Annotated in this window: 7 protein-coding genes and 2 pseudogenes; 7 read left to right on the top strand and 2 right to left on the bottom strand. The window is 60.0% G+C overall.

What is annotated here, in order from left to right:
• Positions 1 to 363: 363 nt before the first annotated feature.
• A pseudogene (locus NKH67_RS34245) lies at positions 364 to 543 on the bottom strand (IS110 family transposase); the annotation flags it as partial.
• Between the two features lie 275 nt (positions 544 to 818).
• Between NKH67_RS34245 and NKH67_RS32020 the strand changes: the two are divergent.
• The 3 genes from NKH67_RS32020 to NKH67_RS32010 all read left to right on the top strand — a co-directional run bounded on the left by NKH67_RS32020 (position 819) and on the right by NKH67_RS32010 (position 4,233).
• Positions 819 to 1,679 carry a site-specific integrase gene (locus NKH67_RS32020; RefSeq protein WP_150834625.1) on the top strand — a complete coding sequence of 287 codons (861 nt, stop codon included), beginning with the start codon at positions 819 to 821 and terminating at the stop codon, positions 1,677 to 1,679.
• A 12-nt stretch (positions 1,680 to 1,691) separates the two neighbouring features.
• Positions 1,692 to 2,873, top strand: coding sequence for an IS91 family transposase (locus NKH67_RS32015; RefSeq protein WP_352805889.1), 1,182 nt, complete (start codon positions 1,692 to 1,694; stop codon positions 2,871 to 2,873).
• A 405-nt stretch (positions 2,874 to 3,278) separates the two neighbouring features.
• Positions 3,279 to 4,233 (top strand): IS630 family transposase gene (locus tag NKH67_RS32010; RefSeq protein WP_352619121.1). Its coding sequence is split into 2 segments (ribosomal slippage): positions 3,279 to 3,598 and positions 3,597 to 4,233, totalling 957 coding nucleotides; the frame shifts between segments, so codons are not numbered across the junction.
• Between the two features lie 435 nt (positions 4,234 to 4,668).
• Here the strand turns inward: NKH67_RS32010 and NKH67_RS32005 are convergent.
• Complete coding sequence (locus tag NKH67_RS32005; RefSeq protein WP_353032755.1) at positions 4,669 to 5,631, bottom strand: LysR family transcriptional regulator; 963 nt, start codon at positions 5,629 to 5,631, stop codon at positions 4,669 to 4,671.
• An 85-nt stretch (positions 5,632 to 5,716) separates the two neighbouring features.
• Between NKH67_RS32005 and NKH67_RS32000 the strand changes: the two genes are divergently transcribed.
• From NKH67_RS32000 to NKH67_RS31985, 4 genes and pseudogenes are all read left to right on the top strand, one after another.
• The gene (locus NKH67_RS32000) at positions 5,717 to 6,490 is read left to right on the top strand and encodes an enoyl-CoA hydratase/isomerase family protein (RefSeq protein ID WP_353032753.1); all 774 of its coding nucleotides are present in this window, start codon (positions 5,717 to 5,719) and stop codon (positions 6,488 to 6,490) included.
• 2 nt (positions 6,491 to 6,492) lie between these two features.
• Positions 6,493 to 8,691 carry an acetate--CoA ligase family protein gene (locus NKH67_RS31995; RefSeq protein ID WP_353032751.1) on the top strand — a complete coding sequence of 733 codons (2,199 nt, stop codon included), beginning with the start codon at positions 6,493 to 6,495 and terminating at the stop codon, positions 8,689 to 8,691.
• 100 nt (positions 8,692 to 8,791) lie between these two features.
• Entirely contained in the window at positions 8,792 to 9,652 is an 861-nt protein-coding gene (locus NKH67_RS31990) for a hydroxymethylglutaryl-CoA lyase (protein WP_353032749.1), read from the top strand.
• A pseudogene (locus NKH67_RS31985) lies at positions 9,649 to 10,433 on the top strand (crotonase/enoyl-CoA hydratase family protein). The gene NKH67_RS31990 and the pseudogene NKH67_RS31985 overlap by 4 nt, the downstream one beginning before the upstream one ends.
• Positions 10,434 to 10,827: the final 394 nt, after the last annotated feature.

Below are 10,827 nucleotides of genomic sequence, written 5' to 3'. Positions count from 1 at the left end.
GGCCAGCGACGACGTCAGCAGGAACAAGCGATGCAAGATATTGGTCGACTGGTTCCTCGCCCAGTCCGAAGAACTCCGCCAGTGATTTTGAGTCGACAAATCCTGACGACTAAATCCAAGCTCGCAACGGCCGGCCAGATTTTGGTGTCATCCACTTATGAACTGGGAGATGCACGACGACGGCAACCACGGCCCCGCCGGGTACTTAGCGTCCTTCGTAAACTGCGGGCGGATCGAGGAGGGCATGGATAGATCGGTGAGGATTTCGCGGACGTATCATGTTACCGGCTCGGGGTGCCGCTCTATGGGCTCGCAAATCGATTCGGCATAAATTGGCTTTAGAGCCAGCAAAAACTTTTAGCTGTTCTCGCCCACCTCCGCAATCGCAATAGCGTTCTTCAGCTTCGCAACATCGATTCCGACAAATGCTTCTCTATAATCCGCCACGGCTCGTCCTCCTGTGATGAGGATCGGCTCGGCCCGCCCGAGCAACCCTCGGACGCGCAGTGTAGGGCGAGCCACCTCACCGGCAGAGGCGGACATACGGTCTTACGAACCTTCATCCTGCGAGCTTTGGCGAATAAGGCGTGGTTTTCTGGCGCGCCTCGATGCGAATCTAACAGGAGTGATGCCGCGCAAGGTTCACTTGGATGCAATTCACGGGCCACGTGACGCTTAGAGCGTCGGACGTTCAGTTTGAATCGCGAGGGATTGAACGAAGCCGCTGACGCGTCATTTGGTGCGTGGGTTTGCGGATGACGCTTCTGTTTTGAAGGATTGCGGCTGTTGAAGCGCAATCTTGAGAACAGGAGTTTGAGATGGCCGAGTTGAGCCCTCTTCGCCGACGCATGATCGAGGACATGACGATCCGCAATCTGTCGCCGGCCACCCAGCGATCCTACGTGCACGCGGTGGCCAAGTTTTCGCGCTATTTCGACCGCTCGCCGGACCGGCTCGGCCTGGAGGACGTCCGCGCCTTCCAGGTCCATCTGGTTTCGGCGGGAGTCTCGTGGCCGGCGCTGAACCAGACGGTGTGCGCGCTGCGGTTTTTCTACGGCGTGACGCTGGGCCATGCCGAGATCCCGGAGCGGATCGTCTACGCCCGCTCGCCACGCACGCTGCCAGTGGTGCTGAGCGCCGACGAGGTCGTCCGGTTCCTGGAGGCGGTGCCGAGCCTGAAGACCCGAACGGCATTGACCACGGCCTACGCCGCGGGACTTCGCGCCTCGGAGACCGTCGGGCTGAAGGTCGGCGACATCGACAGTGAACGCGGCGTGATCCTCGTCCATCACGGCAAGGGCGGCAAGGACCGCACCGTGATGCTGTCGGCGCAGCTTGTGCGCATCCTGCGAGTCTACTGGCGGCTGGCGAAGCCGCAGGGTTGGCTGTTTCCCGGGCGCGGCGTCGACCGCCCCATCGATGTGCAGGTTCTCTATTCGGCGTGCCGCTCGGCGCGTGCGGCTGCCGGCATCGACAAGCGCGTGACGGTGCATACGCTCAGGCACAGCTTCGCCACGCATTTGCTGGAGAACGGTACGGACATCCGCATCATCCAGGTGCTGCTCGGCCACAACAACCTGTCGAGCACGGCGCGCTACACGAAGGTCTCGAACGGTCTCATTCGGCGGACGGAAAGCCCGCTCGATCGGCTGACCATTGAGGTTGTGCCGCCGGGCTGACCGGTTCCGCCAATGTCGGCGAGACTGGAGGTGGCGGACATCTTCCGCCGCCACGGCGAGGCGTATCGGCAGGCCCATGACGGCCATCTCGGGCGCGTCGAGCGGCGCGTGATGAGCGCGATCGAGCTATGCCGGACCGCCGAACTGGGCGGCCATGTCGAGGGCTGCCGGTCCTGCGGGGCGATCCGCGTCGCCTACAATTCCTGCCGCAATCGGCACTGCCCGAAGTGCCAGGGACAGGCCTGCCGGGAATGGCTTGCCGCGCGGCAGGGCGAACTCCTGCCGGTTCCCTATTTCCACGTCGTCTTCACGCTGCCGGCGCAAATCGCGGCGATCGCCTTCCAGAACAAAGCGGCGGTCTACACGATCTTGTTCAAGGTGGCCGCCGAGACGCTACGCACCATCGCCGCCGATTCCAAACATCTGGGAGCCGAGATCGGCCTTGTCGGCGTCCTGCACAGTTGGGGTCAGAACCTCCATTATCATCCCCATATCCATTGCATCGTGCCAGGTGGTGGGCTGTCGCCCGATGGAACGCGCTGGATCTCTTGCAAGCCCGGCTTCTTCCTGCCGGTGCGGGTGCTGTCGCGCCTGTTCCGCCGACTCTTTCTGGAGGAACTGCGGACAGCGTATGAAGCGGGCAAGTTGAGCTTCTTCGGCGATCTCGCCGAACTGGCGCTGCCCGTCGTGTTCAGACGCCGGCTGGGCGAGGCCCGCCGCCTCGAATGGGTCGTCTATGCCAAGCCGCCGTTCGGCGGGCCAGAGCAGGTGCTGGCTTATCTCGGTCGCTATACCCACCGTGTCGCCATCGCAAACTCCCGGCTCGTCAGCATGGCCGACGGCAAGATTGTGTTCCGCTGGAGAGATTATCAGCATGGCGGCAAGGCAAAGCTCATGACGCTGAATGTGCACGAGTTCATCAGGCGCTTCCTGCTGCACACCCTGCCGGACGGCTTCCACCGCATCCGCCATTATGGATTCCTCGCCAACGGCCATCGCGCCGCAAAGCTCGACCTGTGTCGCAGGCTGCTGGCCAACCCGCTGCAGGACAATATCGAACCGCGCGTCGAAAGCACGCCCGCGCCCCTCAGATTAGCGCATCGCTGCCCATGCTGTGGAGGATCGATGATCACGCTGGCCATCTGGCGCTGCGGACAAGCGCCGCCAGGTCCCTTGTGGGACAACACCTCATGATCGTACGCGGCAGGTCCACATCACCAGCTTTGGTATCCGTCGCCATCCGCGCCGGCATGCCGACCTTTGACTTTCCGCACAAGACCGCGAGCACTCGTGCCCGCGACAGAAGGCGTCCCCACCCAATCCGCGGTGATCGCCATCAAGAGTCGACCTTCCACCGTGCCATCATCCCTTGGGGTCGCATCGCGGTTGCCCTTCATTCACCCGACGAAGACAATCCCGACCGCCCCTCCAGGCTACAATCCCCATAGCGCCAGATTAGCCCGCGGCTTCGTTCAATCCGGCTTGCAATGAGGTCCGACGTCGAGCCTGCGTGCCCCGGCTGTGCCCGGACCTCACAGAACCCTTCAGATTCCAGTGAAGCGTGGTTCATGATTCACTTCCTGTAGGAGGTGATTTGCCATGCCCAAGCCCTATTCGCTCGATTTGCGTGAACGTGTTGTGCGGTTTGTCGAGGCTGGCCACTCGCGGCGTGCGGCGGCGGCACATTTTGGGGTGTCGGTTTCGTTTGTCGTGATCCTGATGAGGAACTATCGAAAGACCGAGAGCCTGGCGCCCAAGGCCAGCGGTGGCCGCCGCCATTCCAAGCTCGACCCGCATCGTGCGTTCCTGCTTGGCCGTGTGGCCGAGAAGGATGACATCACCATGCCGGAGCTTGCCGCCGAACTGGCCGCTGCTACAGACGTCCAGGTCGCTCCTGCCTCGATCTCGCGCTGGCTCATCAGGAATGGCTATCGCTTCAAAAAAAACGCTGCTGGCCAGCGAGCAAGATCGTCCCGACGTCAGCAAGGCGCGGCAGGAGTGGCAGACCAGGCGCCAGCCGCGGATGCGGCTTGAGCCACATCGGCTGGTGTTCATCGACGAAACCGGAACCACTACGAAGATGACACGTCTGCGCGGCCGCTGCCTAAAGGGCCAACGGCTGCGCTCAAAGGCACCGTTCGGGCATTGGAAGACGCAGACCTTCATCGCCGGGTTGCGCTGTCATGGGCTCACGGCCCCTTTTGTTATCGACACGCCGATGAACCGGCGCATCTTCGAAACCTATGTCGAAACGCAGCTCGCTCCGACGCTGGCAAAGGGCGATGTCGTCATCCTCGACAATCTCGCTGCCCACAAGAGCCCGGCCGCCGAGGCAGCGATCCGGGCCAGAGGCGCATGGCTGCTCTTCCTGCCGCCCTACAGCCCAGATCTCAATCCCATCGAAATGGCATTCGCCAAGCTCAAGGCGCACCTGCGCGCAAAGGCCATCAGAACCATCGACGCCCTGTGGCAGGCCATTGGCGATATCTGCAATCTCTTCTCTCCAACAGAATGCAGAAATTACTTCGCAGCCGCAGGGTATGGACTCACATGAAAGTCCGCCGCTCTAGCCGGATCCATAAGCTCGTATCGGCGTGAGGCAAGAGATGCTTCGTAGCGTGCGACCTCAAGCTCCCGTTCACGGCGGCGATGATCTCTTTTCTCGAGCACTCAACCTGGTCGGACGGCAATATCGTGCGTAAACAGCCCGATCGGAGACCGCCTCAAGGATCTGCAACGCAACAGCGCAATCGACCCGCACTCCGCCACAAGCCGGGCACCGACATGGGCGTCATCGTCGCGGCATTGATACCGATGTGCATTCCCCCTGGCCTGGCCATCACACGCATCATGCGCTCGCAACGACCGCACCGCATCAAGCCGGTCAGAAGTGCGCGTCCCCGCGTGCCGATTTGCGTGACATCATAGGCGCCATCGGGATCAATGATCAATGCGCCGGCAAGGGCAAACAGGTCAATGCACAATCCAGTCACCCGGCGGTGCTCTGGTGGGGCCCACGATCATTCACCCACCTTGCTCCGTTCGGAAGTCGGAAGCCATGCCACGCCCCCTGTCGCAACATTTCCATGAGAATTCCTGCAGCTGGAGGCATCGATGTCTGTGGATCGTGAACAAGATAGATCTCACGTTCGACTACCGGCTCTACCAATCTGATCTGGGAGAATTCGCAAAACTGCATCATGGGCAAGACAAGGCTAGGCACTACGGATATGCCTAGATCGGCAGAGACGAGACCCGCGACCGTGCCGACGTCCCGAGCTTGTGTTATGGTCCCGACTTGGATTTCGGCAATTTGCAATGCGCGATCTACACAAGCGCGAACGCTACTCAATGGATCGAAAGAGACGAAATCTTCGTCAGCCAAATCGTTCCAGGATACCGTCTCCAAACCCGCAAATCTGTGAGATTTCGAACAAATGCATATCAGACTATCCGCCGCGATCTGTTCACAAATTAGTCGATCTGTAAGCTTCGGAAAGGAAGTGATGCCAAAATCGACGTGTCCGTCCGACACGTAACGAACAACCTCTTCTGCGAAACCATCCTTCACTGATATTCTAACATTGGGCCGGGCTTTCCGGAATTCGGAAATGATCGCCGGCAGGATGATGGATGCAACCGAAGAAAGTGCAGCCAAGCTTACGGTTCCGTCGAGCCCTCTATGGTAAAGCTGGAACCGTGAAAGCGCACTGTCGAATTCCTCTAGAGCGCGGCGCGCATTCATCAATAGCTGTTCGCCGGATGCCGTAAGGACCACCCTTCGTGTGGTGCGCTCGAACAGCCGTGTGTCCAACTCCTCCTCGATCTCGACGATCGTTCGACTTAAAGCCGATTGAGCGACGTTCAGGGAGCGTGCTGCGGCGGTATACCCGCCGCACTCCGCGATCGCAACGAACGCCCGCAAATGCCTGAGAGTGATATTGTTGCTCATTCGCGATTGATATATACTTAAAACATGTTGGACGCGCAATAGTTTTGTGGCGACTGTATGGGATCAGTGTCTTGAGAGATCGTCCATGAGTGAAGTCGTTACGAAGCAAGAAGGCCAAGCGTTTCACATTATTTTCAATCGACCTGAACGCCTGAACGCGGTCAACGAAGGCTTGTATCAACAGACGTTGGATGCCCTGAATTATGCTGACAACGACCCTGGGATCCGGTGCGTGATCCTGTCCGGAAACGGGCGGGCGTTCTGTGCCGGTGCTGATTTGAAAGCCCACAAATCCGGCGAACGGACGCCCAATGAGCGCGAAGCCTATATTATGCTCGGGCAGAGCGTGTGCGAGCGGATTCAGACGATGAAGACGCCCGTGATTGCCGAGGTACACGGCTATGCCCTAGGCGGCGGAGCCGAGATCGCGACCTCCGCTGATTTCCTTCTCATATCCGACGACGCCCAACTTGGATTTCCCGAGGTTGGCATTGGAACTTATGTCGGGGGCGGTGTGACGCTCCGCCTTCCCAGACTCATCGGACTAAGGGATGCTGCGAGTCTTTTGCTGCTAGGTGACCGGATAACCGGCGCGAAATGCCTGGAGATTGGTCTGGCAACCGAGGCTCCGCCAGCCCATCAGTTGAAAGAGCGTACGAACGCGTTGGTGGAGCGGATCGTAAGGAACGCACCGCTACCAATGGCCCGTCTCAAGGCGGCGATTAATTTCCCACAGAGCCCTGACAAACTTTTTCGCACCGAGGCCAATGATCTGCTGGCGATCATGGAGACCAGAGATTGGGCAGAAGGCGTCGCCGCCTTCGCGGAACGCCGCTCGCCCCGTTTCGAAGGAAGATAGAGATGACCACGGATCAGCAAAACGAGGCAACAACGCTAAACCGCATACTTAGCTGCGGGGAGCCGGAGTCGCCGGCGCCCAGAAGCCTTCACACTGAGAAATCCGCCTTGAGCCGCGTACTCGAGCCGCACTCCGTTGCGATCATCGGCGCATCCTCAAACCCCGACAAGCGCGGATATCAGATCATCAACGCTCTGAAAAAGTCCAGCTACGGCTATCCAATCTTGCCGGTCAACCCGAGGGGAGGGACGATCGTTGGCTTACCAGTTTTCAGCGACATCGACGCGCTTCCCGAATGTGTTGACATCGCGGTGATCGTTCGGCCGGCGGAGGAAGTGCCGGATATCCTCATCCAGTGTGGCAAAAAGGGCATCGCGGGCGCAGTGGTTCTGGCACACGGCTTCCACGAGAGAGGCGACAAGGGATCGGCCGCGCAGACAAGATTGAGCGACGCCTTATTGAGAAGCGGCGTCCGGATTGTTGGACCAAACACATCGGGGATGCTGAATTGCACCGTGAAGGCGGACCTTATTGGCCTGCCGGAGTTGCCGCCAAGCGGGCCGGTCAGTGTCCTAACGCAAAGCGGCAACATGATCCTTTCGGTCGTCGAAGACAGCCGCACGATTAACGGCCCCGGCTTCGATGTAATCGCGGGATTAGGTAACCAGATCGACGTCGGATACGGCGAGTTGATCGAGGAGCTTTGCCTGCGCAAGAGCACTCGTTCGATTGCAATCTACAACGAGGGATTTCTTGACGGGCGAGGCTTCCTCGAGGCGGCTGCACGAGTGGGGCGGAGCTGCGCGATCGTCATGTTGCGCGGCGGACGATCAACTGAGGGCCAGAAGGCGGCGCTTTCCCATACAGGTTCGATCGCCGGCGCCGACGAAGTCGCCCTGAAGGTGATCTCCCAAATGGGCGTGACCCAAGTTGATCGCTCGGATGAGTTGTTGCCGGTTGCCGCGGTTCTCGCAACCAGCCCACTTCCCAGACCAGAAACCGGAATTGCGGTTCTGACCGACGGTGGTGGACACGCAACACTTGCCGTTGATGCCCTATCACGGGCGGGGGTGCCGTTTGCGTCCCTCTCAGAAGACACAAAGGCCAAGTTGCGAAAAGTGCTCGGCGATGGGGCCAATGTCGAAAATCCGATTGATGTTGCGAGTGCCGTGGATGCCTATCCCGACGTTTTCCCCGAATGCATCGAAATCCTGGCGTCAGATCCGCAGGTGGGGCTCGTGTTGACCAACGGGCTATTTGGAGCGTATCATATAAGATTCGATGCCTCTCTGTTGAAGGCTGAGAATTCGGCGGCCGAACGGATCGTGGCTTTGCGGGATGCCACTGGCCTGCCTCTGGTTTTCCATAGCTGCTACGCCAATCGCAAACCGGAGAACCACGACATCTTGCGAAATGGCGGCATCCAGGTCTTTCCCTCGCTAGACTGGGCCGTGAGCGGTTCCAAGGCGCTGTTTGAAAGAGCGAATTGGCTTTCTAAGCGGGGTAGGCATGAAGAAAGGTTGGCACTAGAGACCCCGCCCGTTGTTGTCCCCGGCGGGCTCTCGGCAGAGACGACAGCCCGTGGGATCTTGCAGAAATTGGGCGTGGACACCGGCGAATGGTCGGCTGCAAGCGATGCGGGGGCTGTGGTATCGGCCGTCTCCAACTTTGCCACCGCCTGTGCGGTAAAGCTGGACTCGGCCTTTGTCGTGCACAAATCTGATGTAGGCGGCGTGCGTCTGGGAGTGACAAGAGAAGAGGCGCGCGCCGCCGCAGACGACATCGCGAAAGCTATCGCATCCCATGCCCCCCCGGTGACGACATTCGGTTTCATTGTCACGCCAATGGTGAATCGCGGCGTGGAGTTATTCGTGGGTGTCACAAACGATCCGATCTTCGGTCCAGTGATCTTGTTTGGCTCGGGCGGCGTCCTACTCGAGGCGGTCAAGGACGTGACCTTTCGCGCGGCACCGCTTTCTCCAGCAGAAGCCTTGGACATGATCAATGAGACGCGTATTGCGAAGCTCCTCGACGGGTTCCGGAACTATCCGAAAGTCGACAAGCGATCCCTTGCCGACTTCATATCGTCAGTGTCCGTTGCGGTCATGAAGATGGATAACATTTCAGAACTCGACATCAACCCGATCATCGCCAATGAAAGCGGTATTTACCCCGTCGATGTGAGGTTGGTCGGGAAATAAGCGCCACTCAGGATAACCGAAGTGAAATGCCTGAAGATTGGCTTGGTGACCAAGGCTCCGCCAGCGTGTGGTTGCGTCTCGAGCTGGAGGTCTGACCCAAATGGGCGAATTCGTTCGTCTCTTTGAGATGGGACCGCGCGACGGTCTGCAAAATGAGAAGCGTCTCGTGCCGGCCGCCGAAAAGACGCGCCTTGTTGACATGCTGTCGGATTGCGGTTTCCGCAAGATCGAGGCGACTTCATTCGTCTCGCCGAAATGGGTGCCTCAAATGGCGGATGGGGCCGAAGTCATGGCTTGCATCCGCCGCGCGCCCAGGGTGATCTACACTGCCCTTGTTCCCAATCTAAAGGGCTATGAGGCCGCGCGAGCGGCGAAAGCTGATGAGGTCGCGGTCTTCGCGTCTGCGTCGGAAACCTTTAGCCGGAGGAACATCAACTGCTCTATTGTCGAGAGCCTCGAGCGTTTTCGCCCCGTGCTCGCTGCGGCAGCCGTCGATGGCATTCCTGTGCGAGGGTATGTATCCTGCGTCACCGACTGCCCCTACGAAGGGCCGATGCCGCCCGCTGCTGCCGCGAGCGTGGCAGCCGAACTCCTTGCGATGGGCTGCTATGAGATTTCGCTGGGCGACACAATCGGCGGTGGGACACCTGCAACCATCGCGGACATGCTCGATGCCGTGTTGAAAGAGGTGCCGGCCGACAGGCTTGCCGGGCATTTCCATGACACGAAGGGCCGTGCCCTCGACAACGTTCTAGCGAGTCTGGAAAAGGGCCTGCGCACCTTTGACGCCGCGGTCGGCGGCCTTGGCGGCTGCCCTTTTGCCCCCGGTGCTAAGGGTAATGCCGATACGCTCGCCGTGGCCGCGACACTCGCAGCCAGGGGTTATGAAACGGGGCTTGACCTGGAGCGACTGGAGAAGGCGGCGAGCTTCGCGGGCCGCCTGAGAGAGGAGCGGCCATGAACTTCGATACTATCCGCGTCACAACTGACGAGATCGGTGTTGCTACGTTGACCCTCGCCCGCCGAGACAAGCACAACGCTATGTCGGGACAGATGATCGCGGAGCTAGCGGCCGCTGCCGAACTGCTCGCCAATGACGACAAGGTGCGAGCGGTGGTACTGACGGGCGAGGGTGACAGCTTCTGTGCCGGGGCCGATCTCGCCTGGATGCGGACACAGGCCTCTGCCGCGCGCACAGAGCGAATCGCTGAGGCCAAGAAGCTGGCGCAGGTTCTTCGCGCCCTTAACGAACTGCCCAAGCCACTGGTCGGTCGATTAACGGACTGGCATTCGGCGGTGGTCTCGGCCTGATCAGCGTCTGCGATGTCGCGGTCGCCGTCGACACCGCCAAATTCGGGTTCACCGAGGTCCGACTCGGTCTCATTCCTGCTACGATCTCTCCGTATGTGCTAGCTCGAATAGGAGAGGGCCGGGCGCGAAGCGTCTTCATGTCAGCCAGGATATTCAACGCCGATGAAGCCTGCGAGCTCGGACTGGTTTTCCGCGCCGTGCCGCCGGCCGATTTGGATGCAACGGTCGAAGGCGAAGTTCGGCACTATTGCTCGGCCTCGCCCCAGGCGGTCGCCGCCGCCAAGGCCCTCGCGCGTCGACTCGGGCCGGCGATCGATGGCGCGATTATTGGCGAGACAGTCGCTCTTCTGGCAGATACCTGGGAAACGAGTGACGCCTCCGAAGGTATCGCAGCCTTCTTCGATCGTCGCAGGCCGCGTTGGGAGGCGTGAAGCTCGTACGACGCTGTTAGTCGCCTTCGAACAGGCAAGAGCGACGCACCACCCGGTGAAGCTTTCGATCACCCACATCGTCGGGGGGCCTGTTGCTCGGTATGAATCTAATGCATGTCGCCCAAAAGTGCGCAGCGGCTTTGGGAGAACGACATGCATCAAAACAAAGACTGAAAGCACATCGCCTGAATTAGTTTCGTCGCTTGCGTGTCCCGTGCTGCAGAATCACGGAGACGTCGCGGCCGCAAGACAGATCAGCAACAGCGAAGCCGCGTGGTAGGCACCCGGTCATGACCCGGGGCTCTTACCGGCCATCGTTTTGGCCGCTGCGGCGATATGCGCCGCGAGCGCGACGGACGCTTCACCGCGACATTCTTACCCATTCACGATCAAT

The organism is Mesorhizobium sp. M0968, assembly GCF_040319065.1.
Lineage (GTDB): Bacteria > Pseudomonadota > Alphaproteobacteria > Rhizobiales > Rhizobiaceae > Mesorhizobium.
This window is presented reverse-complemented; position numbering and strand designations above follow the sequence as displayed.

Excerpts from the sequence above, each read along its gene's own strand:
- NKH67_RS32020 (WP_150834625.1), top strand. The coding sequence starts at position 819 with ATGGCCGAGTTGAGCCCTCTTCGCCGACGCATGATCGAGGACATGACG.
- NKH67_RS32005 (WP_353032755.1), bottom strand. The coding sequence starts at position 5,631 with ATGAGCAACAATATCACTCTCAGGCATTTGCGGGCGTTCGTTGCGATC.
- NKH67_RS31995 (WP_353032751.1), top strand. The coding sequence starts at position 6,493 with ATGACCACGGATCAGCAAAACGAGGCAACAACGCTAAACCGCATACTT.
- NKH67_RS32000 (WP_353032753.1), top strand. The coding sequence starts at position 5,717 with ATGAGTGAAGTCGTTACGAAGCAAGAAGGCCAAGCGTTTCACATTATT.
- NKH67_RS31990 (WP_353032749.1), top strand. The coding sequence starts at position 8,792 with ATGGGCGAATTCGTTCGTCTCTTTGAGATGGGACCGCGCGACGGTCTG.
- NKH67_RS32015 (WP_352805889.1), top strand. The coding sequence starts at position 1,692 with ATGTCGGCGAGACTGGAGGTGGCGGACATCTTCCGCCGCCACGGCGAG.